Genomic DNA, 22,494 nt, shown 5'->3' on the forward strand with positions numbered 1-22,494 from the left:
GGTTCTAGCTGGCGTAGGAGCGTAGTCGATCGGCGCGCTCACCCTGACGCAGCTTGCCCATCACCTCGCGCTCGATCTGGCGCACCCGCTCGCGGGAGAGCCCGAACAACTTGCCGATCTGGTCCAGGGTGCGGGGCTGGCCGTCGTCGAGGCCGTAGCGCAGACGGATCACCTGCTGCTCGCGCTCGTCGAGCGTCGCGAGGACGCTGCGTACATCGCTGTGCAGCAGACCGGCGATGACGGCGTTCTCCGCGGAGGTAGCCTCGGAGTCCTCGATGAAATCGCCGAGCGGGGCCTCCTCGTCATTGCCGACGGGCATGTCCAGGCTCACCGGGTCGCGGCTGTGGTCGAGCAGATCTGCGATCTTGTGCTCTGGGATGCCCGACTCCTGCGACAGCTCCTCGTCGGTCGCCTCGCGGCCCAGCTGCTGGTGCAGTTCACGCTTGATCCGGGCCAGCTTGTTGACCTGTTCCACGAGGTGGACGGGCAGGCGGATGGTGCGGCTCTGATCCGCCATGCCGCGGGTGATGGCCTGACGTATCCACCATGTCGCGTACGTCGAGAACTTGAAGCCCTTCGCGTAGTCGAACTTCTCCATCGCGCGGATCAGGCCGAGGTTGCCCTCCTGAATGAGGTCCAGTAACGGCATGCCGCGTCCGGTGTATCGCTTCGCCAGCGACACCACGAGGCGCAGGTTCGCCTCGAGGAGGTGGCGGCGGGCGGCCTCGCCGTCGCGAACGATCGTCGCGAGGTCTCGCTTCTTGACGGCCGTGAGGCGTTTCTTGGTCTCCAGCACGTGCTTGGCATAGAGCCCAGCTTCGATCCGCCGCGCCAGGTCGACTTCGTCTGCAGCGGTCAGCAGTGCCGTCCGGCCGATCCCGTTCAGGTAGACGCGAACGAGATCCGCAGCCGGGCTCTGGCTGTCCAGATCGGAATCGGCGGTGCGGGGTCGAGTGGTGCTGGGGCTTGTCATGACGTGCCTCCTCGTCGGGGTGTCTCATATGCCTCAACGCTCCGGCGGCCTGGGAAAGTTCCCGGGTCCCATACGTCGCAATGGCCGTGAACTGGGGTTTCCGGTGCGTTCCCCTGAGAAGTTCCTGAGAAGGTGCCCGCGTGGGAACGCCTGTCAGGCGGGTTCGATCAGACCGTGCCGCACGAGCGAATGCACCAACGGGACCGCGGTCGCCGTCAGCGACTCTTCATCGGCGCCGTGCGCGAACGCCAGTAGCGCGACGAGTTCTTCCAACGTCAGCCCGTCGCCGCGCATTCCCGCGAGCAGTGCGGCGGCGAGATCGTCGACCTCGTGCTGCCACTGCGGCCCGCTGCCGCGGTGCACCCGAGCGACAACCTGTCGCCAGCCCTCCTCGTCCGGCAGGTACACCCGCTCGAGTGCGGTGTCGTCGCGGACCGTGAACCGGGCTTCGAGGACGTCATGCTCCCGCAGCCATGCCACCCGGTCGAAGTATGCGAGCGCTTCCTGACCGAGCGGATCACTGAATCCGTGCCGTAGGTCCTCACAGAGGATGTCCGACGGCGCATCGGTACGCCTGAGGTACACGAAACCGAATCCGATGCCGTCGACGTCAGCTTGCTCGAAATGATCGAGCCAGGCCTGCGCGCGGATCTGAACGGCCGGATCTCTCAGGTCCGACCCGCCGTCCCGCAGCCATGTGCCGACATAGAGCGCTGGATCGGCGACGTCACGCTGGACGATCCAGGCGTCGACGCCGTGGGCCGGTAGCCACGACGCGATGCGGTGGCGCCAGTCCTCACCGTCGACGTGCAGCCATGACGCGAGAAGTGCCGCGGTGCCTCCCGGGTTCAGGTAGTCGACCGAATTCGAGATCATCAGCTTGCTCGCGCCGTCCAGGTCCAGGCCCGAATCTCGGTAGCTGTCGACGACCTGACCGGCACCGACGACGAACGGTGGATTGGCCACCACCTGATCGAATCTCCTGCCCTCGACAGGCTCGAACCACGAGCCCTCGAGTAGCTCGAACTCGAGTCCGTTGAGGGCCGCGGTCGCGGCGGTCAAGTCCAGGGCGCGGGCGTTGACGTCGGTGGCGGTGACGGTGCCCGCATACCCCGCGGCCCGTAGAGCCTGGACGCCGCAACCGGTACCCAGATCGAGAACGGTGTCCACGGGGCGGGTGGGCGTGCCCTGCAACAGCGAGAGTGACGCGTGTCCCACGCCGATGACGTGGTCCTCGGCGGTGGGCCGCGGCCACATCGAGCCGTCGAGATCCGCGAGCACCCAGCGGGTGCCCTCACCCAGATCGAGCGGGCGCAGATCCAGTTCGGCCCGCACGGTTTCGCCGTCGCGCGAGAGTAGACCCGCGGCGACGGCGTCGTCGAGAGGTAGTGGACTCAGCGCCGCGGCGACGGCGTCGGCGTCGCAATCGTCGCCGACGAGGAACAGGCGCACGAGTGTGCCGAGATCGCCTCCACCCGCGGTAGCGCGGCGCACAGGCACCGGCTCGTGCCGCCCGAGCGCAGCGTGGGCGTCGGCGCCGAGCAGGTCGAGGATCGCGTCGGTGTCGTACCGGCCGCGGGTCAGTGCCTGGCGCAGCGGGCCACAGATGGAGAGCAGAAGGTCACGGGTCACCGGAGCATTCTTGCAGCTAAATCGTCGGCGGCCTGCCGACGTCGAGGTCAGCCTTCGATGGTGCGGTGGTCCCGGGCCTCGAGAGCGCGGGACGCATCACGGTGGTCGTAACGACTGGGCTCGTCCTTGGAACGGGGCGGCCGGTCGTTGGCGATCAGGACGGCGATCCACGGCAGCGGCACTGACAGGGCGATGATGCCCACCGAGATCCAGGGATTGGCCCAGACCCCGTATGCGATGGCGGCGAGGATCAACGCCGGTACACGGAAGGACATGATGGTCAGGTACTTCCGGACACGCGCCCGGTGCTGATCCTCGATGGACTGTGCAGCCTCGGTGATCAGTGCCGGATTGCGGGGTGTGCCGCTTTCGGCGGACTCGCCGAACCCCGATGTTCTTGCCATGTATCCACTGTTGCACTCTCGCGCGGTGATTGCACATGCGAGTGCGGCATTATTGAGTTGTGACCACATTGACGAAGGAACGTCCCGACACCACGACCGACGAGACGACCGACGACGACACGCCCAAATTCTTCCACTATGTGAAGAAGAACAAGATCGCGGAGAGCGCGGTCATGGGCACCCACGTCGTCGCGCTGTGCGGGGAGGTGTTTCCGGTCACGAAATCGGCTAAGCCCGGTTCGCCGGTGTGCCCCGAGTGCAAGAAGGTCTATGACGGGTTGCGCAAGGGCGAGTGAGCCGGTGTCGCGGACGGGGGCGCGTCGTCTGTCGGCGCGTTCTCGGATTCCGGGTTCGTCGAGCGGTCCCCACCGAAGCGGATCGGCCCGGTCGCGAGTCGGCGGGTGAGGCTGCCGACCGGACCTGCTGTGGTGGACGCATCGACGGCTGCCTGTGCCGCGATCCAGTCCCGCATCTGTTCGATCCGGGTGGCCCGCGCCGGCCAGAACTCCTGGATGGTGGCGTTGAACTCCGCGCCCAGCACGACCGCGAATCCCAGGAAGAACGTGAACAACAGGAACGCGATCGGTGTGGCCAGCGCGCCGTAGGTGTATCCCGTGCTGGTCACCCACGCGAGGTACCAGCGCAGCACCGTACTGGCTGCCATGAAGAACACCCCGGCGAGCAGCGCGCCACCGAGTAGGCGGTGCCAGGGCAGCGACTTCGGCAACGCCACCTTGTACAGCGTGGTGAGTCCGATGATCAGCAGCAGACCGACGGCGGGGTAGTAGAACGTGTCCACCACCTCGGTGCCGACCGTGTGCCATGATGCCGGCAGCACACGCCCGATGATCGTCGGTCCGAGCGCGACCAGGGGCAGTGTGAACACAGCCAGCACGAGCAGGGCGACGTACAGCAGTAGGGCGAACACCCGCTGCCACACGGGATGACGGGCGTCCTGCTGACCGTGCGCTTCCACGATCGAGTCGACGAATGTGGAGATTGCCGACGATCCGGCCCACAGGGACAGCAGGAAGCCGGCCGAGATGATCTCCGGGCGCCCGCGGCTGAGAACGTCGGTGACCGTGGGTTGGATGATCTGGTCGACGACGTTCTCGCTGAACGCGGTCCGGCTGAATGTGATGATCTTCGACTGGATGATCTCGACGGTGTTCGGGCCGAACCATCCGCCCACGTAACCGAGGCTGCCGAGCACTCCCAGCAGCAGCGGTGGCAGCGAGAGCGTCTGCCAGAACGCGGCGGTCGCGGACTTGCCGAAGATCGAGTCGTTCCAAGCCTTGCTAGCGGTCCGACCGATCACTTGGGCGCACCGGCGCAGTGGGCGGCGTTTCGCGGCGATCGGCGTCTCACTCATGATGGTTCAAGGATTCCTGACTACACGCCGGGATGCTCGGTGGGACTGCTGCCGTGTCGCACACGATTCTGCCACCACGTCCGCCGGTCTGGTCGTCGCAGGACGCTGTCGTGGCCGTGCCGCGGATGCGGAGTCGGTCGGTCCCGGGCGCTAGGCTCCTGGGCGGACCTGACGGTTCGGAGACCGCCGATCGGTGAACAAGGAGTGGGAACGACTGTGCGAATCCTGTGGCGAGGTGTGATGTGAGCACTGAACCCGGAAGTATCGAAGCTGCACCTGCTCCCACTGGCTCTCTCCGAGCCTGGCAGCGTCGAGCGCTCACGAAGTACTTGGCCAAAGGGCCGCGGGACTTTCTGGCGGTGGCGACGCCGGGTGCCGGTAAGACCACGTTCGCGCTGCGCGTCGCATCCGAATTGCTGCGCGATCGCACCGTGGATCAGATCACCGTGGTCGCGCCCACCGAGCATCTCAAGCATCAGTGGGCGGAGGCGGCTGCGCGCAACGGCATCGCACTCGATTCGAACTTCTCGAACTCGACCGGGCAGACGTCGGCCGACTATCACGGCGTGGTCGTCACGTATGCACAGGTGGCCTCCCATCCGTTCAAGCATCGCGTCCGCACCGAGGCTCGGCGGACGCTGGTGATCCTCGACGAGATCCATCACGGTGGTGACGCGAAGAGCTGGGGCGAAGCGATCCGAGAGGCGTACGGCGATGCCACGCGCCGCCTCGCGCTCACGGGTACCCCGTTCCGAAGCGACGACAGCGCCATCCCGTTCGTGGTGTACGAGCCGGACCGCGATGGCCTGATGCGGTCCAAGGCCGACCATTCGTACGGATACTCCGACGCGCTCGCCGACGGCGTCGTCCGTCCTGTCGTATTCCTCGCTTATTCGGGCGAGGCGCGGTGGCGCAACAGTGCCGGCGAGGAGTTTGCAGCCCGGCTCGGTGAGCCGCTCAGCGCCGAGCAGACCGCCCGGGCGTGGCGCACGGCGCTCGATCCCGCCGGAGACTGGATTCCGTCGGTCCTGACCGCTGCGAATACCCGTCTCGGACAGTTGCGTGCCGGCGGCATGCCTGATGCGGGCGGACTGATCATCGCGACCGACCAGACGGTGGCACGGGCGTACGCCAAGACGCTCGAGGCGATCGCGGGGGAGGCGCCCGCGCTGGTCCTCTCGGACGACCCGACCGCATCCAAGAGGATCGCCGAGTTCGCGTCGAGCACGAAGGCCTGGATGGTTGCGGTCCGCATGGTGTCCGAGGGCGTCGACGTCCCCCGGCTCGCGGTCGGCGTTTACGCCACGAGTGCCTCGACTCCACTGTTCTTTGCGCAGGCTATCGGCCGTTTCGTGCGATCCCGGGCGAAGGGTGAGACCGCGAGCGTCTTCCTGCCGTCCGTGCCCGTGTTGCTGGATCTGGCGAGCCAGTTGGAGGCGCAGCGCGACCACGTCCTGGGCAAGCCGCATCGCGAGAAGGACGGGTTCGACGACGACCTGCTCGCCGATGCGAACAAGCAGAAGGACGAGCTCGGCGAGGAGGAGAAGGCGTTCACCTCGCTCGGTGCCGACGCCGAGCTCGACCAGGTCATCTATGACGGTTCCTCGTTCGGTACGGCCATCTTCTCCGGGTCCGATGAGGAGGCCGATTATCTCGGGTTGCCCGGGCTGCTCGACGCCGATCAGATGCGGGCCCTGCTGCGGCAGCGTCAGCAGACTCAGCTGGACAAGCCCGCGGCCGAGCCGACGCCTCCGCCCGCCCCACCTGTCCAGGTCGCGGAGCGGGCCGCGGCGGCGGGGCAGCTGGCCAACCTGCGCCGCGAATTGAATTCGCTGGTCGCCATGCATCACCACCGGACCGGCAAGCCACACGGCACCATCCACGGTGAGTTGCGTCGACTGTGCGGCGGGCCCCCGACCGCGATCGCCACGGTGGACCAGCTCACCGACCGGATCGCGATGCTGCGTCAGTGGTAGCCAGTGGTGGCAAGTGGTAGCAAGACGGAGCGGGTGACCACCATTGGTGATCACCCGCTCCGGTGAGTGTGGGCAGACGAGCGTCCGCCCGGACGGCTGACGCTCTAGACCGCTACTCCTGCGGTCTCGATCTCGGACTCGATGGTCGCGTTCATCTCGCGAAGCCGATCCGCGTGCTCGTTGGCGTGATGCTGGCAGAAGAGAAGTTCTCCTCCGCTAGCGAGCACCGCGCGCACGCGTGCTCCTGCGCTGCACCGGTCGCACCGGTCGGCAGCAGTCAACGGGGGGCTGGTCAGGGTTCCGGGCATGACTCCTCCGAACTGGCTACGGGCTCGCACCCGGTGCCTGGGGCCTTCCGCCGCATCGGGGTGACGCGGTGGGTCCACTCTGTCAGACGTTCAGCATGATCGGGTTGTTCCCGAACGGCTTTCGGTGTGTCCTCTCTAACAGCACGTGGCCTGAACTCGTACGATGCGATTGCGTTGTTCGCTCACAGCTGACCGATACCCTCGCGGTTCGCGGTTCACTGGGCAGGGAAGGGGTGCAGATGCCGGAGGGCGAGGTGCTGGTCCACATGTGCTCGCGGGCGGAGTGGGCGGCGGCGGAGCGGGACGGGGTGCGTGTGCCGGACGGGTTCGCAGCCGACGGCTTCGTGCACCTGTCGACGCCGTGGCAGGTGCACCTGCCGGCGAACCGGCTGTATTCCGGTCGCCGTGACCTGGTGCTGCTGCACCTTGATCCGGCTCTACTGGAGGCCGAGGTCCGGTGGGAGCCCGGTGTGCCGTCCGACCCGGAGTCGATGAAGTTCCCGCACCTCTACGGCCCGATTCCGGCCGCGGCGGTGGTGACGGTGGCCGGGTATCTCCCAGGCGCCGACGGGATGTTCGCGCCGCTGGCGTAGCTGTGGCGCTACCGTTGAGCCATGAATGTGGAAGTGACGCCGTTGCCCGGGATCGGTGTTCGCAAGGATTTCGCGCTCGCGACGGGACGGCGCATCGGGGTGGTCACCCACCGCGACGGCCGCACCGATCTGATCGTGTCGAAGCTCGACGACCCGGACGCCTGCATGGCGTCGATTCCGCTGGGCTCGGAGGAGGCATCTGTCCTGGCCAACCTGCTGGGCGCGCCGCAGCTCGTCGCGCAGCTGCAGGAGGAGCAACGCGATCTGCCGGGCATCAGCACCCGGCAGTTGCCGATCGCCGAGAACTCGCCATGGGACGGCCGTACGCTGGGGGAGACCGCGTTGCGCACCCGTACCGGTGTGTCGGTTGTCGCGGTCATGCGGGCCGGGCAGGTCGCGCCGTCGCCCAATCCTGACTTCACATTCACCGAGGGTGACCTCCTGGTCGCGGTCGGCACCCGCGATGCCCTCGAGCACGCAGCCAAGATCCTCACGCACGGCTGACCCAGGTTCGCGGATCCAATCCTGATGTCCAGTACCGCGCTGCCACTCATCGAATTGGGTGCCGTCTTCTTCGTCCTCGGCGTACTCGGCAGGCTCGCCGGCCGCATCGGGATGTCGCCGATCCCGCTGTATCTGATCGGTGGGTTGTGTTTCGGGGAGGGCGGATTCATCCAGCTCGGCGACATCGGTGAGTTCAGCCATCTCGCGAGCGAGATCGGCGTCGTCCTCCTGCTGTTGCTGCTGGGCCTCGAGTACACGGCGTCCGAGCTCGTCACGGGACTCAAACGGTCCTGGTTTGCCGGTGTCGTCGATCTCGTCCTCAACGCCGCTCCCGGGGCGGTGATGGCGTTCATGCTCGGATGGGGTCCGGTCGGGGCATTGACGCTCGGCGGCGTCACCTACATCTCGTCGTCGGGCATCGTCGCCAAGGTCCTCGGTGACCTAGGCCGGCTGGGCAACCGTGAGACCCCCGTGGTCCTGTCGATCCTGGTGTTCGAGGACCTCGCCATGGCGGTGTACCTGCCGATCCTCACCGCGGTGCTTGCGGGCGTGAGTTTCCTCGGCGGGCTGCAGGCGGTGGGGATCTCGTTTGCCGTCATCACCGTGGTGCTGGTGGTCGCGCTCCGCTACGGTCACATCGTTTCCGCGATCGTCGACAGTTCCGACCGGGAAGTGTTTCTGCTCAAGCTGCTGGGGGCGGCGCTCCTGGTGGCCGGGCTGGCATCCTCGCTGCAAGTGTCCGCTGCGGTCGGCGCGTTTCTGCTGGGCATCGCGATATCCGGGTCTACCGCGCATAATGCGACGCGACTGCTCGAGCCGCTGCGGGACCTGTTCGCAGCGATGTTCTTCGTCGTCTTCGGGCTCAATACCGATCCGACGACCATTCCGCCGGTGCTGCTGCCGGCGATCGGCCTGGCGGTCGTCACCACCGCGACCAAGATCGCGACCGGATGGTGGGCGGCCGGGCGGCAGGGTATCGGCGTGATGGGCCGGGCCCGTGCGGGTACCGCCCTCATAGCCCGCGGCGAGTTCTCGATCGTCATTGCCGGGCTCGCGGTGACCGCCGGTGCAGTCGAGGGTGAGCTCGCGGCGCTCGCGACGGCCTACGTGCTGCTGATGGCCGTCCTGGGGCCGATCGGCGCGCGCGTGGCCGAGCCGATTGTCCGGCTGTGGCAGCGACCCGCGCCAAACGAGGAAGGGGCCCCGAAGGACCCCTTCCTCACGAACTGATTTCCGCTAGTCCAGGTAGTCGCGCAGCACCTGCGAACGCGACGGGTGGCGCAGCTTGGACATCGTCTTCGATTCGATCTGGCGGATCCGCTCGCGGGTGACACCGTAGACCTGGCCGATCTCGTCTAAAGTGCGAGGCTGTCCGTCGGTGAGGCCGAAGCGCAGACGGACGACGCCGGCCTCACGCTCGGACAGGGTTTCGAGCACCGACTGCAACTGATCTTGCAGCAGGGTGAAGCTGACCGCGTCGACGGCCACGACGGCTTCGGAGTCCTCGATGAAGTCACCGAGCTGGCTGTCGCCCTCGTCGCCGATGGTCTGGTCGAGGGAGATGGGCTCGCGCGCGTACTGCTGGATCTCCAGCACCTTCTCCGGCGTGATGTCCATTTCCTTGGCGAGTTCCTCCGGGGTGGGCTCACGGCCCAGATCCTGGAGTAGCTCACGCTGGATTCGACCGAGCTTGTTGATGACCTCGACCATGTGCACCGGGATACGGATGGTGCGGGCTTGGTCGGCCATCGCGCGGGTGATGGCCTGACGGATCCACCACGTGGCGTATGTCGAGAACTTGTAGCCCTTGGTGTAGTCGAACTTCTCGACCGCGCGGATCAGGCCAAGGTTGCCTTCCTGGATCAGATCCAGGAACGCCATGCCGCGGCCCGTGTAGCGCTTGGCCAGAGACACCACGAGACGCAGGTTCGCCTCGAGCAAGTGGTTCTTTGCCCGGTTGCCGTCGCGGCAGATCCAGTTCATGTCCCGGCGCTGGGCGACGGGCAGCTTCTCGCCCTTCTCGGCGAACTCACGCATCTTCTCGGTCGCGAACAGGCCGGCCTCGATCCGCTTGGCGAGCTCGACCTCCTCCTCTGCGTTGAGGAGCGCGACCTTGCCGATCTGCTTGAGGTACGCGCGGACCGAGTCGGCCGACGCGGTGAGCTCGGCATCCTTACGGGCCTGCCGCAGCGCCTCGGACTCTTCCTCGTCCCAGACGAAATCGCCGGAAGCCTTGTCCTTCTCGGTCGGCTCGGCGGATTCCTCCTCGTCCTCCTCGACGACGACGACGTCCTCGACCTCTTCTTCGACGAGCTCGCCGTCGGCGACATCGAGATCGGCGATGTCGACGTCCTCGTCGATGTCATCGCCATTGGCGGCCTTGGTGGACGCCTTCTTGGTGGCCTTCTTGGCTGCCGTCTTCTTGGCGGCGGCCTTCTTCGCGGGCGCCTTTTTCGCGGGTGCCTTCTTGGCCGGTGCCTTCTTGGCGGCGGCCTTCTTCGCAGTAGCCTTCTTGGCGGCGGGCGCGCTACCGGTAGTGGTCTCGGCAGTGGATGCAGTGGTCGCTGATTCGGTTGTGGAATCGGCGGTCTGACGCGTATCGGTGGCTGCCACGTACGCCCTTTCGTGACGGTGTCGTGCGGCGTCACGCCAGAGTGGAATTCCGGCGGAGAGGTCTGTCGGGTTTAGCCGACTCACAGTCGGCCGCCATCCATTGTAACGACAGCTTCGAAATTGTTACGGAGCGATGCCACTTTCTGCAGCCCACGCGGCGCCGACGATGCCCGCGGTGTTGAGTAACGCGGCCGGGACGACCGGGGTGCGGTTGGTCAGTCGGGGAATCCACTTCTCATGCTTGCGGCTGATCCCGCCGCCAGCGATGAACAGATCAGGCCACAGTAAGTCCTCGAAACGGGTCAGCACTCGGCTGACTTCCTCGGCCCACTCCTTGTACGAGAGGCCCCTGGTGTCCTTGACCGACGACGCCGCCCGGTGCTCGGCCTCCATGCCGTCGACCTCCATGTGCCCGAACTCGGTGTTGGGAAGCAGTGAGCCACGGTGCAAGATTGCCGATCCGATGCCGGTACCGAAGGTCAACAGGATCACGACGCCGTCGACGCCCTTTCCGGCCCCGTAGCGGTCCTCGGCGAGGCCCGCCGCATCGGCGTCGTTGAGAACCGTGACGGTGCGGCCCCCGAGCGCGGTGGAGAACAGCCGGCGGGCGTCGGTGCCGATCCAGGACCTGTCGATGTTGGCCGCGGTGCGCGCGATGCCGGAGGTCACGACGCTCGGCAGGGTGATGCCGACCGGGTCCTTCCACTCCGCCAGCCGGACGATCTCCGCGACGGTGGCGGCGATGGCTTCCGGAGTTGCGGGATGGGGTGTTTCGATCTTGAGTCTGTCGCCGATCAACTCGCCGGTCTCGAGATCGACCGCGGCGCCCTTGATGCCGCTGCCGCCGACGTCCACTCCGAACCCGCGAGTGCCCACCATCGCTCCCTCCCGCCGAGAAAACCGCCTGCGCTCGAAACAGTAGTTGGTCCGGGTGTATTCGGCTCCCGGATGCGGGTGGTGAGCTGAGTCCCGGCTGTGGTGCGATACACACATGCGCACCACCGACAGCAGCCCCACGGCCCACGAATCCACGTCCTCCGATCCCCGGGTTCTCCTGGGTGTCGCGATTACCGTCGCCGAGGCGGCTGCGGCGCACGTGCGTGCGCGTCGGCCGGAGGTCTTCGGAGTGATGGGTGCAGAGGTGTCCGCGGATGAGGGCGGGTCGGTGCAGGCCAAGAGCACTCCGACGGATCCGGTGACGATCGTCGACACCGAGGCCGAACAGGTGATCCGTGCGCGACTGGCGCAGCTGCGACCGCACGATTCCGTCCTCGGCGAGGAAGGCGGAGGGGAGGAGCACGGTGTCGCCGGGATCCGGTGGGTGCTCGATCCGATCGACGGCACCGTCAACTTTCTCTATGGCATTCCCGCGTATTCGGTGTCAGTCGCCGCGCAGATCGACGGCGAGTCGGTTGCGGGAGCGGTCGTCGACGTCGCGGGTGGCGTGACCTACTCGGCGGTCAAGGGCGGCGGTGCGATGTTCGCCGACTCGGACGGCAACCGTGGGAGGCTGTCCTGCAACCCGGTGACGGACGCGTCCTTCACCTTGCTGGCGACCGGATTCGGGTATGGGGCGGAACGGCGCAGGGCGCAAGGACGGCTCATCGGTGAGGTGCTGCCGCACGTGCGCGACATCCGCAGGATCGGGTCCGCCGCGCTGGATCTGTGCATGGTTGCGTCGGGGCGGGTCGACGCGCACTTCGAGCACGGCCTGAACCCATGGGACTGGGCGGCGGGCTCACTCATCGCGGAAGAGGCCGGGGCCCGGATCCATGTTCCCGCGCCGGACACTCGGAGTGCCGCCGGCGAGGTGGTGATCGCCATGGCTCCGGGAATCGCCGACGAGCTGGAGGCCGTCTTTCGGGCCGCAGGCGTGTTCGACTCGATCTCCTGACGGGTCGACCGCTCTGCCGACCGGCTATCCGAACCGGCTCAGCAGCGGGCCGTGCGGGCGGCGTCGAGGAGTTGCATGTCGAGGGGAGCCGGCTCGGCGCCCGGCAGCGGATCCTTCAGCGACCGCAGCACCTCCTCCGCGTCGGAGTTCGGTGCGATTTCCTTGAAGTACGTGCCGAGCGCGAAATCGACGGTGCGGTCGGTACGTTCGTCCTGGACTAGCTCCGCGCACGGCGCAAGCAGCCACACCGAGCTCGCAGCGGACAGCCCGTTCGGTCCGAAGCGAATCTGCCCCTGGCATCTCAAGTTCTGGTCGATGTACACGGGGTCGTTGCCGGCCTGGACGTCGGGCGCACTCGCGAATCCGTAGTCACTCAGCTGAGCCGCCACGTGCGCGGCCTGCCCGCGTTCACCGTTCCCGTTGAACACCCGCACTTGTGTGGACGACAGCGCCGCCGGCTCGACGTCGCGCAACGTATCGCCGGAGACGACCTCGCCGAGGGGCTGCGCGGGCGGAGCATCCGGCGCTGACGACTTGACCGGCGGATTGCAGTGCACCGTCGTCGCGAGGACCTCGGGCTCGGTGAGTACGCGGATCCACACCACCATGCACACGAGGGCGAGGACCGAGATCAGTGAGATGACGGGGAGTGCGCGGCGACGGCGGAACGGGCGACCCTGATCGTCGGTCGAACTGCCATCGGTGATCAGTGAAACCACGGTGTGGGTCGACCTCTCCTCAGAAGCGAGCGGGTGGAAATCCGCTGAATGTGGTTCCGGCCACCACCTCGGGGCCGGTCCTGTCCCGGTGCCCACTGTAGAACTTCGAAGCGAAACCGTCCGGCACATACCCGGTGCAGGAATGTCTCGGCTTGCTCAGGGGTTGATGACGATTGGTGGACAGTTTTCGGCGATGTCCGGTTCGGTTGCCACTTTTCCGGGCCCGTCGGCTATTGTCTGGCGGCCCCAGTCGTGAGAACACACGATTCGAGAGGGCCCGTCGAGAAACGAAAAGTGAGGTGTAGGTCATGTCTTCCGGTGGGTGTTTCGGGCACTCGCGGACCGGCCGACTCGTTCTTGCAACCGCAGGACGAGATCTACACAACTGATGGTTTTCTCGGGCGTGCCCTACCCAGCCGGGTAGGGCGGCCTGGGCACCGGGGATACACGCAAGAGGACGAGGGGAATAGGAAATGGCAACCGATTACGACGCACCGAGGCGTTCGGAAACCGATGAGGTTTCGGAGGATTCGCTCGAAGAGCTGAAGGCACGACGGAACGAGGCACAGTCGGCTGTCGTCGACGTCGACGAGTCAGATACCGCAGAGTCGTTCGAACTCCCCGGCGCGGACCTGTCCGGCGAGGAACTGTCGGTCCGGGTGGTGCCCAAGCAGGCGGACGAGTTCACCTGCTCGAGCTGCTTCCTGGTGCACCACCGCAGCCGGCTCGCGAGCGATGAGGGCGGCGTCATGATCTGTATGGACTGCGCCGCCTGAGATCACCCGCCGGAGTAGTACAGGACTAGTCCTCGAGATCAGTCCCGCGGCCGATGGCGGCCAGTAGTTCGGCTGGCCGCCTCGTGCTGACCAACCAGTACGGCGTCGGATCCTCGGGATCGTCGAGAACGATCAGGGCCGTCTGCCTCACCCACGAACGATTCTGAACGTACGCCGCCGGATCGAGCTGGCGGCCGAGCGCTGCGCTTTTCGCCGACGGCGGAATCGTGGCCGTGCGTGAGATGACCGACAGCGGCAGATTGGCCCGCCCGACCCGCAGGTGGCCGTCGGGCCCACCGAACACCTCGATTCGCAGCCGCGAGAGCCACAGCAGGGCCCACACGGGGAACGGGAACAGCAAGACGTACGGGAGCCAGGCGCGGACGCCCGGCGAACCCATGTGGATCTCCGCGGCGAGCAGGCCTGCGATGAACAATCCGGCGGGCCACCACCACAGCGGAACCCACAGCCGCTCCGAATAGATCGGGGCTCGGGCGTTGTCTGGAGTGGTTGCTGCGGGCTGAGACGATTCGGGCACGTGTTCCAGAGTAGTCTCGGTGCACGTGAGCGATCTTCCTGCCATCGCGCTGCGGCGACTCGACCCAGGCATCCCGCTTCCGGAGCGGGCCCACGACGGTGACGCCGGGGTCGACCTGTGCACGACCATCGATGTGACGATCGAACCGGGACGTCGAGTTCTGGTCGGAACCGGTATCGCGGTCGCGCTGCCGATCGGCACCGTCGGCCTGATCCATCCGCGCTCCGGACTCGCCGCCAAGACCGGCCTGTCCGTGGTCAACACCCCGGGGACTGTCGATGCCGGCTACCGCGGCGAGATCAAGGTCTGCCTGATCAACCACGACCCGGAGGCACCGATCGAACTGCGCCGCGGCGATCGCATCGCGCAACTGGTGGTCCAGAGGGTTGAACTCGTGTCCTTCGTAGAGGTCGATTCTCTCGACGAAACCGTCCGCGGCGCAGGCGGATACGGATCCAGTGGTGGACACGCCAGTCTCGTGGCGCACAATGCCGATCAGGATATCGACGGTACGGAAGGCCGCCCGCACGAGTTGACGCGGCTGCCGAGGGAAGGGGCCTGATCATGTTCGGACGTCGTAAGAAGAACGAGACCGACCGGAGTGCGGAGGCCACCGAGCCTGCGGACATCGAGGCGGAGACGGATGCCGAGGCCGTCGAGACGGACGTGGATGTGCCGGTCGGCGCTGTCGAGGGCGGGCCGTACGACGTGACCGAACTGCCGGAGGGCGACGACCCCGCCGCGACGCGTCTCGATCTCGGATCGGTGCTGCTGCCGATGCCGAACGGCGCTCAGCTGCAAGTCGAGATGTCGCCGGAGGGGGCGCCGCAGGCGGTGCACCTGGTCACGGAGCTGGGCCGCATCACGGTCGCGGCGTATGCCGCGCCCAAGTCGCCCGGACAGTGGCGGGAGGTGGCGTCGGAGCTTGCCGAGTCGCTGCGCGCAGACAATGCGAACGTCAGTATCGAGAGTGGTCCGTGGGGCCGTGAGGTGGTCGGGGTCACTCCCAACGCCGATCTCCGCTTCGTCGGCGTCGACGGCCCCCGCTGGATGATCCGCTGCGTCGTGGCCGGCCCGAGTGGTGCCGTGGACGCGGACGCATCGCTGGTCGAGGTCGCGCGTGCGGTCGTCCGCGACACCGTAGTCAACCGGGGCAACGATCCGCATCCGGTGCGAACTCCGCTGCCCGTGGTGCTGCCACAGGTGCTCGCCGAACAGCTCGTCGCCGCCCACCAGCAGCAACTCGCGGCGCAACAGCAGGCGCAGTTCGACGCACAGCAGCAGGCCGATCGGCAGGCGTCGGAGGGCCCGGCGCCGACAGGTTCGGAGCCCCAGCCGCCCCGCCGCGGCGAGTCCGGCTCCGCGATGCAGCAGCTCGGCCTCTAGGGCCGAGGTCCCCGCAGCCGATCCAGGGCGGCCAGGCACGCCCGCCCGAGTACGCCCGGATCGGCACCGATCTCCCGCAGCTCCAGTGTGGACAGTTCGGCGTTCGGCAGCATTGCCGCCCACTGTTCGGCAACCGTTATGGGGTGGACGGCGTCGTCGACCGCGGCCGCGATGCCCACTGGCGTCCGGATGCGGGCGAGGGCCGCCTCATCGAGTGCGTGGTAGCCCGCTGCCTCGTCCAGCGCGGCCGGTAGATCGGGCCATTGTGAGCGCCACGACCGGCTCAGCTCGTCGGCGAGCCACGCGGGACTGGACGCTGTCATGTCAGAGGTCACCGCGTCGAGGCCGTGTGCGCGCAGCTGGGTCGCGGTGAACCTCGCACTGGCCGCGGCGGGAGCATCCCGCGGCGACCCCGTCCAGGGCGGCAGTGCCGCCATCACCGCGCCGACGCGGTCCGGGTTCTCCGCAGCCCAGGATAGGGCGACCGCAGCGCCGATCGAGACCCCGCCGACGAGGATGCGGCCGTGGGTTCGCGCGGCGCGTTCCATCGCCTCCCGATAGCTGTCGACGACCCGTCGAGGATCAGGCTCGACTGCGATCGTCTGCACCCCCACCTGCGCCAACGGCGCATTGAAGGCCCGGTCGGCGAAGTCGGCGTCCGAGCCGGTCCCAGGGAGTACCACGGCCACCGAGGACCACTTCTGCTGTTGCATGAGTCGATCTTGCACTGTTGGTTTCAGCCGAGTTTCGGACGGCTGTGGTTGTGGGGTGGCATTGGGGTTACAGTGGCCCACGTACAGCCCTTCTCGTGCGACGCACCATGCGCCGCCATTTGCTCCAGGAGCGCGCTATGGCCCCCGCCGCGGCAGGTTACTTTCGCCGGCTCACTCGCAGACTCACCGAGGATCTCGAGCAGCTGGACGCCGAGGAAATGGTTGAAACGGCACGCGCCACGGGTGCCAAGCGCGTCTGCGATTGTGAGCGTGGTGAAGAGGTGACGATCTTCGGTCGGCTCCGCAGTGTGGAGGCTTGTCCGAAGTCGGCGAATCCGAGTGTCCAGGCCGAGTTCTTCGACGGAACCGACCCCGTCACCCTCGTCTGGATCGGTCGCCGGCGCATTCCCGGGATAGAACCGGGAAAGACCCTGATGGTGCGTGGTCGCATCGGCGACCGCGATGGGCAGAAAGTGATCTTCAATCCGTACTACGAACTTCGCGGCGAGCACTGACATCGACTGGTATTGACGGCTCGCCGTCGAGATGTGGCAGTCTCGTCGCGTGACCGAAAGCAAGCAGCAGACGATCCTCGAACAGCTCGGTGGGCTCAGCGGGCTGGTGTATTCGACGCTGCCGATCATGCTGTTTGTGCCGGCGAACAGCTTGTGGGGGCTGGGTCCGGCCGTATGGATCGCGCTCGGTGCCGCCGCGGCGGTTCTCGTGTGGCGCCTGATCCGCCGAGATCCCATTCAGCCGGCGATCTCGGGCTTCCTGGGTGTCGGTGTCTGTGCCTTCATCGCCTACCGCACCGGTGATGCCAAGGGCTACTTCCTGTTCGGCATCTACACCAGCCTGCTGTACGCGGCTGTCTTCCTCGTCTCGATCCTGGTGCGGTGGCCGCTGGTCGGTGTGGTCTGGGGCTATCTCAACGGGCACCGCAACGCGTGGCGCGCGCACAAGGGCGCGGTCCGCGCATACGACATCGCAACGGTCGCGTGGGCCCTCGTGTTCGGTGCTCGCTATCTCGTGCAGTCCGAGTTGTACGACGCCGACCAGACGGGGTGGCTCGCCGTCTCACGTATCGGCATGGGCTGGCCGCTCACCGGCCTGGTGTTGCTCGTGACGATCTGGGCGGTGCGTCGCGCAGACCGGTTGGTCGAGCCGCCGCCGGTGGATGTCACCGAGGATGCTGTGAAGGACGGCGCAAAGGACCACGTAAAGGACGATGCCGCCGATTCAGATGCTGATCGCGGCGCGTAGTTCGTCCTCGACCTCGACGGCGGCGACGAACAGCAGCTCGTCGCCGCCCTCTACCGGATCGTCGGGCTGGGGGACTATCACGCGACCGCCGCGCAGGATCGTCACCAGGGCCGCGTCACGTGGTAGCTGGATCGTGCGGACCGCCTTGCCGGCCAGGGGCGTATCGGCGGGCAACGTGATCTCGACGAGATTTGCCTGACCCTGCCGCAGTGTCATCAGCCGGACCAGGTCGCCGACGGTGACGGCCTCTTCGACGAGCGATGCGAGCATGCGCGGTGTCGACACTGCGACATCCACGCCCCACGACTCGTCGAACAACCATTCGTTACGGGGATCGTTGACTCGGGCCACGACCCGTCGTACTCCGAACTCGGTCTTCGCCAGCAGGCTGAGCACGATGTTGGCCTTGTCGTCGCCTGTTGCTGCGATCACGACCTCGTACGTCTCGAGCTGGGCGCCCTCGAGCAGGCTCAGCTCGCATGCGTCGGCGTGTACCCACTCGGCCTGAGGTACGGACTCGGGTTCGACATGCTCGAGCTTGCGCTCGAGCAGCATGACGTGGTGTTCGCTACGGACGAGTTCGCGGGCGATGGAGCGGCCTACGGCGCCGGCTCCTGCGATGGCCACTCTCATCGGAGGCATCCAATCGGGTAGTCGATCGAGAAGGGGGTCATGACGGGCCTCGGCTGGTCAGTTGTCCGAGGGCGGGGGATTGCCCGCGAGCGCGACGGCCTCGGCGACGGTTCCGGATACCGCGGCGACGTACACCTGGTCCTGGGACTGGATGACCGTCTTACGGTCCGGGAGGATTCCGGTACCTAAGCGGATGATGAACGCGACTCGCGAGGTGGTTGCCGACTCGAGTTCGGTGATGGACCTGCCCACCCAGTCCTCGTGCAGGGACAGTTCGGTGACGGCGACGGTTCCGGAAGGGTCGCGCCACTTCGCAATCTGGCTGTCCTGGGTGAGCGTGTGCAGGAAGCGGTCGGTGGTCCACGGAACCGTGGCAACGGTCGGGATACCCAAGCGCTCGTACACCGCTGCGCGCTTGGCGTCGTAGATGCGGGCGACGACGCGTTCGACGCCGAAAGTCTCCCGCGCGACCCGGGCCGAGATGATGTTCGAGTTGTCGCCGGAGGACACGGCGGCGAACGCTTCGGCGCGTTCGATTCCGGCGCGGACGAGCACGTCGCGGTCGAATCCCATTCCGATCACCTTGTGTCCCGTGAAGCCGCGACCCAGGCGCAGGAATGCGCTCTCGTCGCGGTCGATCACGGCCACCTCATGACCGATCCGAACCAGTGCGGTAGCGAGGGACGAGCCGACACGGCCACATCCCATGACGACTACATACACTCGTGTACTCCGTTCATCGGCTCAGCTCTTCAGCTCTTCGGTCGACGTGCGCCACAGATCCGTGCCGACGTCGTCGAGTCGAACCGTACAGCGCCCACGCGCAAGAGCAAGCCGCCGCCTTGTCAGGCTCCGACTTTGCCGCCTGCGCGTGCTGCGTTCTGCGGGACGGCTTACGCTTTGGCGGTGTCGAAGGTTTCCACCGCTGCGAAGCGGCTGCTACTGGGCCGGCCGTTCCGGAGCGACAAGCTCGGGCACACGCTTCTGCCTAAACGTATCGCGCTACCCGTGTTCGCCTCGGACGCGATGTCCTCGGTCGCCTACGCACCGGAGGAGATCTTCCTGGTGCTGTCGGTCGCGGGCATTTCGGCGTACGCGTACACCCCATGGATTGGCCTCGCGGTTGCTCTCGTGATGGCGGTCGTCGTCGCCAGCTATCGGCAGAACGTCCACGCGTACCCATCCGGCGGCGGCGACTACGAAGTGGCGACCACCAATCTGGGGCCCACCGCGGGCCTGACCGTCGGCAGCGCGTTGATGGTGGACTACGTGCTCACGGTGGCCGTGTCGATCTCGTCGGCAGCGTCGAACATCGGGTCGGCGGTCCCGTTCGTCGCGCAGCACAAGGTGTTGTTCGCGATTGCCGCGATCGCGCTGCTGACCGCAATGAACCTGCGGGGACTGCGCGAATCGGGAACAGCCTTCGCGATCCCTACCTACGCGTTCATCGTCGGCATGCTGATCATGCTCGGATGGGGTTTTGCGCGCATCTACATCTTCGGTGAGGACGTGCAGGCCGAGTCCGCGGGATTCGATCTGCAAGCTGAAGATTCGCATCTGTACGGCATCGCTTTCGCGTTCCTTCTGGCGCGGGCCTTCTCATCGGGCTGTGCTGCACTCACCGGTGTAGAGGCGATCAGTAACGGCGTTCCGGCGTTCCGCAAACCGAAGTCCCGCAACGCCGCCACGACGCTGCTGCTGCTCGGTACGTTCGCCATCGTCCTGCTGATGGGCATCATCATGCTGGCGCAGAAGATCGGGATCGTCTATGCACACGATCCGGCGGCGCAGCTGATCGGCGCCCCCGAGGGGTATCAACAGAAGACGTTGATCGCGCAGCTCGCCGAGGCAGTCTTCGCCGGGTTCCCGGTCGGGTTCTTCTTCATCGCCATCGTCACGGCGCTCATTCTCGTACTCGCCGCGAATACGGCGTTCAACGGCTTCCCCGTGCTCGGTTCCGTTCTGGCGCAGGATCGGTACCTGCCGCGTCAGCTGCATACTCGCGGTGACCGGCTCGCGTTCAGCAATGGGATCCTGTTCCTGTCAGGTGCCGCGATTGCGTTCGTGGTGGTGTTCGGGGCCGATGTCACGAAGCTCATCCAGCTGTACATCGTCGGCGTGTTCGTCTCGTTCGTCCTCAGTCAGACCGGCATGATCCGGCACTGGACACGGCACCTCAGCGCGGAGACCGATCCGACGCAGCGCCGGCGCATGCAGCGTTCCCGGGTGGTGAACTCGGTGGGTCTCGCCATGACCGCCACCGTGCTGGTGATCGTGCTGATCACCAAGTTCGTCGCGGGGGCATGGATCGCGATCGTGGCGATGATTGCCATCTTCGCCGTGATGAAGTCCATTCGGCGGCACTACGATGGCGTCGCTGCAGAGCTCGACGAACAAGAATGGGACGGCGTGCTGCCGAGCCGCACACATTCGATTGTGCTCGTGTCCAAGCTGCACATGCCGACCATGCGTGCGCTCGCCTATGCGAGGGCCACCCGGCCGGACACCCTCGAAGCGGTGACCGTCAACGTGGACGAGCCCGATACCCGCGCGCTCGTCCGCGAATGGGAGCAGAGCGACATCACAGTGCCGCTCAAGGTCGTCGAGTCGCCCTACCGTGAGATCACCAAGCCGGTTCTCGACTATGTGCGCCGGGTCCGACGGGACTCGCCGCGTGACGTCGTGACGGTGTTCATCCCGGAGTACGTGGTCGGTCACTGGTGGGAGCAGATCCTGCACAACCAGAGCGCGTTGCGACTCAAGAGCCGCCTGCTGTTCCAGCCTGGAGTGATGGTCACCAGTGTGCCGTGGCAGTTGAGCTCGTCGGAGAAGGTCAAGCGGGAGCGGCTGGGCAACGCCCCGGGCGCAATTCGCCGAGGACTCGATACGGACGGAAAGTGACGGGCGGTGCGCGGTGAGTGAGAGTTGGACCGGGCAACGACTCGAGGTCGAGTTGGGCAGTCCCGGCCACGGCGGATTCTGTGTAGCCCGCCACGAGGGGCGAGTGCTGTTCGTGCGGCACGGTCTGCCGGGCGAGCGGGTGGTGGCGCTGGTCACCGAGGATCGGGGTGGATCGTTCTGTCGCGCAGACGCGGTCGAGGTCGTCGAGCCGTCGCCCGACCGGATCGCCCCGCTGTGCCCGATATCCGGGCCCGGTGGCTCCGGTTGCTGTGACTATTCGCATGCGACACTCGACGCTCAGCGGTCCATGAAGGCATCGGTGCTCGGGGAACAGTTACGACGCATTGCGGGTGTCGATACGCCTGTTCTGGTCGAGGAACTCCCCGGCACCGGACTCGGCACGGGTTGGCGTTCGAGGGTGCGGCTGGCCGTGGATGCTGCCGGGCGACCCGGGTTCCACCGATACCGCAGCCTCGCCCTCGAAACATTCCTCGCCTGCCCGCAGATCGACCCGTCCGGCTATGTGGGTCTCGCCGAGCGCTCGTGGCAGCCGGGCGCCGAGCTCCAGGTGGTGCTCGACGCGGACGGCTCCCGTCACGTTGTCGAGATGGCTCCGGCGAAGGTGTCACGGACCGGCCGTCGCAGTCCTGGCCGCCGGGGTTCGATGGCCCGGCGAGCCGCGGTCGGGGGCCCACGCGACGAACACGTGATCATTGGCAGCGGGCGGCCCGTCGAACGAGTCGGACACCGGGAGTGGACGCTGTCCGCGACCGGTTTCTGGCAGGCCCACCGCGGAGCTGCGCAGACGTACTCCTCGGTGGTGGGAGAGTGGGCGCAGGCATCGACGGGGGCGACGGTGTGGGATCTGTACGGCGGCGTGGGTGTGTTCGCCGCTGTCCTGGCCGAGCAGGTGGGCGAAGCCGGCCACGTCGAGTCGGTCGAGTTCTCCAGGCAGGCGGTGGCGGACGGCTCGGCAGCACTGGCGGACCTGCCGCAGGTGCGGCTGCATGCCGCGCGCGTGGAGCGGGCGTTGCGCGAGCTTTCCGCCCCGGACGTTGTCGTTCTCGATCCGCCGCGGGCGGGTGCGGGCCGAGCGGTGGTCGCGGCCGTCGCGGATGCCGGCCCCGAACGTGTCGTGCACATCGGGTGCGACCCGGCATCCTTCGCCCGTGACGTCGCGCTCTATCGCGAGCACGGATTCCGGTTGGTGCAGATACGGGCGTTCGACGCCTTCCCGCTCACCCACCATGTGGAGAGCCTCGCTCTGCTGACTCGGTGAGTGGTTCAGGTCACATT

At 66.8% G+C, this 22,494-nt stretch carries 25 protein-coding genes; 13 read left to right on the top strand and 12 right to left on the bottom strand.

Translation table 11 applies throughout. The annotated features are described in order from the left end of the window. Window positions 1-4: 4 nt before the first annotated feature. The 3 genes from ERC79_RS21630 to ERC79_RS21640 form a co-directional block, all read right to left on the bottom strand. Window positions 5-973, bottom strand: coding sequence for a sigma-70 family RNA polymerase sigma factor (locus ERC79_RS21630; RefSeq protein WP_114719924.1), 969 nt, complete (start codon window positions 971-973; stop codon window positions 5-7). Between the two features lie 153 nt (window positions 974-1,126). Beyond that, entirely contained in the window at window positions 1,127-2,605 is a 1,479-nt protein-coding gene (locus tag ERC79_RS21635) for a methyltransferase (RefSeq protein ID WP_131580408.1), read from the bottom strand. Between the two features lie 47 nt (window positions 2,606-2,652). Continuing rightward, complete coding sequence (locus ERC79_RS21640; protein WP_131580409.1) at window positions 2,653-3,009, bottom strand: DUF3099 domain-containing protein; 357 nt, start codon at window positions 3,007-3,009, stop codon at window positions 2,653-2,655. Window positions 3,010-3,068: 59 nt separating this feature from the next. On the opposite strand from ERC79_RS21640, the gene ERC79_RS21645 reads away from it, so the two are divergent. Continuing rightward, complete coding sequence (locus ERC79_RS21645; RefSeq protein ID WP_131580410.1) at window positions 3,069-3,305, top strand: DUF3039 domain-containing protein; 237 nt, start codon at window positions 3,069-3,071, stop codon at window positions 3,303-3,305. On the opposite strand, the gene ERC79_RS21650 is transcribed toward ERC79_RS21645, so the two are convergent. Beyond that, entirely contained in the window at window positions 3,278-4,381 is a 1,104-nt protein-coding gene (locus ERC79_RS21650) for a YhjD/YihY/BrkB family envelope integrity protein (protein WP_131580411.1), read from the bottom strand. The genes ERC79_RS21645 and ERC79_RS21650 overlap by 28 nt on opposite strands. Window positions 4,382-4,623: 242 nt before the next feature. On the opposite strand from ERC79_RS21650, the gene ERC79_RS21655 reads away from it, so the two are divergent. After that, on the top strand, window positions 4,624-6,357 hold the full coding sequence (locus ERC79_RS21655) for a DEAD/DEAH box helicase (protein ID WP_131580412.1): 1,734 nt from the start codon (window positions 4,624-4,626) through the stop codon (window positions 6,355-6,357). A 104-nt stretch (window positions 6,358-6,461) separates the two neighbouring features. Here ERC79_RS21655 and ERC79_RS21660 read toward each other — a convergent pair whose 3' ends face one another. Continuing rightward, window positions 6,462-6,665, bottom strand: a complete 204-nt coding sequence (locus tag ERC79_RS21660; RefSeq protein ID WP_131580413.1) for a hypothetical protein — start codon at window positions 6,663-6,665, stop codon at window positions 6,462-6,464. Between the two features lie 239 nt (window positions 6,666-6,904). On the opposite strand from ERC79_RS21660, the gene ERC79_RS21665 reads away from it, so the two are divergent. From ERC79_RS21665 to ERC79_RS21675, 3 genes are read left to right on the top strand one after another with little or no spacing between them, the layout of a single operon-like run. Continuing rightward, window positions 6,905-7,258 carry a DUF952 domain-containing protein gene (locus ERC79_RS21665; protein WP_131580414.1) on the top strand — a complete coding sequence of 118 codons (354 nt, stop codon included), beginning with the start codon at window positions 6,905-6,907 and terminating at the stop codon, window positions 7,256-7,258. 21 nt (window positions 7,259-7,279) lie between these two features. After that, window positions 7,280-7,762 (top strand): cation:proton antiporter regulatory subunit, encoded by a 483-nt coding sequence (locus ERC79_RS21670; protein ID WP_131580415.1) that lies wholly within the window; start codon window positions 7,280-7,282, stop codon window positions 7,760-7,762. 24 nt (window positions 7,763-7,786) lie between these two features. Further along, window positions 7,787-8,992, top strand: coding sequence for a cation:proton antiporter (locus ERC79_RS21675; RefSeq protein WP_131580416.1), 1,206 nt, complete (start codon window positions 7,787-7,789; stop codon window positions 8,990-8,992). A gap of 6 nt (window positions 8,993-8,998) precedes the next feature. Here ERC79_RS21675 and ERC79_RS21680 read toward each other — a convergent pair whose 3' ends face one another. Together ERC79_RS21680 and ppgK are read right to left on the bottom strand one after the other, a co-directional pair. Beyond that, window positions 8,999-10,375 (bottom strand): RNA polymerase sigma factor, encoded by a 1,377-nt coding sequence (locus tag ERC79_RS21680; RefSeq protein ID WP_131580417.1) that lies wholly within the window; start codon window positions 10,373-10,375, stop codon window positions 8,999-9,001. Between the two features lie 123 nt (window positions 10,376-10,498). Continuing rightward, window positions 10,499-11,251, bottom strand: a complete 753-nt coding sequence (ppgK, locus tag ERC79_RS21685; protein WP_207390547.1) for a polyphosphate--glucose phosphotransferase — start codon at window positions 11,249-11,251, stop codon at window positions 10,499-10,501. Window positions 11,252-11,366: 115 nt separating this feature from the next. Between ppgK and ERC79_RS21690 the strand changes: the two genes are divergently transcribed. Further along, the gene (locus tag ERC79_RS21690) at window positions 11,367-12,269 is read left to right on the top strand and encodes an inositol monophosphatase family protein (protein ID WP_131580419.1); all 903 of its coding nucleotides are present in this window, start codon (window positions 11,367-11,369) and stop codon (window positions 12,267-12,269) included. 38 nt (window positions 12,270-12,307) lie between these two features. Here ERC79_RS21690 and cei read toward each other — a convergent pair whose 3' ends face one another. Continuing rightward, window positions 12,308-12,988 carry an envelope integrity protein Cei gene (gene cei / locus ERC79_RS21695; RefSeq protein WP_131580420.1) on the bottom strand — a complete coding sequence of 227 codons (681 nt, stop codon included), beginning with the start codon at window positions 12,986-12,988 and terminating at the stop codon, window positions 12,308-12,310. Between the two features lie 473 nt (window positions 12,989-13,461). On the opposite strand from cei, the gene ERC79_RS21700 reads away from it, so the two are divergent. Further along, the gene (locus ERC79_RS21700) at window positions 13,462-13,764 is read left to right on the top strand and encodes a DUF4193 domain-containing protein (protein ID WP_131580421.1); all 303 of its coding nucleotides are present in this window, start codon (window positions 13,462-13,464) and stop codon (window positions 13,762-13,764) included. Between the two features lie 25 nt (window positions 13,765-13,789). Here ERC79_RS21700 and ERC79_RS21705 read toward each other — a convergent pair whose 3' ends face one another. Then, window positions 13,790-14,302, bottom strand: a complete 513-nt coding sequence (locus ERC79_RS21705) for a DUF3093 domain-containing protein (RefSeq protein ID WP_131580422.1) — start codon at window positions 14,300-14,302, stop codon at window positions 13,790-13,792. A 25-nt stretch (window positions 14,303-14,327) separates the two neighbouring features. On the opposite strand from ERC79_RS21705, the gene dut reads away from it, so the two are divergent. Both dut and ERC79_RS21715 read left to right on the top strand, forming a co-directional pair. After that, window positions 14,328-14,864 carry a dUTP diphosphatase gene (gene dut / locus ERC79_RS21710; RefSeq protein ID WP_207390385.1) on the top strand — a complete coding sequence of 179 codons (537 nt, stop codon included), beginning with the start codon at window positions 14,328-14,330 and terminating at the stop codon, window positions 14,862-14,864. 2 nt (window positions 14,865-14,866) lie between these two features. Next, window positions 14,867-15,688: a DUF3710 domain-containing protein gene (locus ERC79_RS21715; RefSeq protein WP_131580424.1), complete on the top strand. Its 822-nt coding sequence runs from the start codon at window positions 14,867-14,869 to the stop codon at window positions 15,686-15,688. Here the strand turns inward: ERC79_RS21715 and ERC79_RS21720 are convergent. Further along, window positions 15,685-16,401: an alpha/beta hydrolase gene (locus tag ERC79_RS21720; protein ID WP_131580425.1), complete on the bottom strand. Its 717-nt coding sequence runs from the start codon at window positions 16,399-16,401 to the stop codon at window positions 15,685-15,687. The two genes, ERC79_RS21715 and ERC79_RS21720, sit on opposite strands and share 4 nt — an antisense overlap. 137 nt (window positions 16,402-16,538) lie before the next feature. Between ERC79_RS21720 and ERC79_RS21725 the strand changes: the two genes are divergently transcribed. After that, complete coding sequence (locus ERC79_RS21725) at window positions 16,539-16,916, top strand: OB-fold nucleic acid binding domain-containing protein (protein ID WP_131580426.1); 378 nt, start codon at window positions 16,539-16,541, stop codon at window positions 16,914-16,916. A gap of 49 nt (window positions 16,917-16,965) precedes the next feature. Continuing rightward, a complete protein-coding gene (locus tag ERC79_RS21730; RefSeq protein WP_207390386.1) occupies window positions 16,966-17,664 on the top strand; it encodes a DUF3159 domain-containing protein in 699 nt (232 codons plus the stop codon). Here the strand turns inward: ERC79_RS21730 and ERC79_RS21735 are convergent. Further along, window positions 17,641-18,297: a TrkA family potassium uptake protein gene (locus ERC79_RS21735; protein ID WP_131580428.1), complete on the bottom strand. Its 657-nt coding sequence runs from the start codon at window positions 18,295-18,297 to the stop codon at window positions 17,641-17,643. The two genes, ERC79_RS21730 and ERC79_RS21735, sit on opposite strands and share 24 nt — an antisense overlap. A gap of 57 nt (window positions 18,298-18,354) precedes the next feature. After that, a complete protein-coding gene (locus tag ERC79_RS21740; RefSeq protein ID WP_131580429.1) occupies window positions 18,355-19,020 on the bottom strand; it encodes a TrkA family potassium uptake protein in 666 nt (221 codons plus the stop codon). A gap of 183 nt (window positions 19,021-19,203) precedes the next feature. Between ERC79_RS21740 and ERC79_RS21745 the strand changes: the two genes are divergently transcribed. Continuing rightward, the gene (locus ERC79_RS21745) at window positions 19,204-21,198 is read left to right on the top strand and encodes an APC family permease (protein ID WP_131580430.1); all 1,995 of its coding nucleotides are present in this window, start codon (window positions 19,204-19,206) and stop codon (window positions 21,196-21,198) included. 13 nt (window positions 21,199-21,211) lie between these two features. Beyond that, window positions 21,212-22,477, top strand: coding sequence for a TRAM domain-containing protein (locus ERC79_RS21750; protein ID WP_131580431.1), 1,266 nt, complete (start codon window positions 21,212-21,214; stop codon window positions 22,475-22,477). The last annotated feature ends 17 nt before the right edge of the window (window positions 22,478-22,494 follow it).

The sequence above is a fragment of the Rhodococcus sp. ABRD24 genome (assembly GCF_004328705.1).
Classification (GTDB): Bacteria; Actinomycetota; Actinomycetes; order Mycobacteriales; family Mycobacteriaceae; genus Prescottella.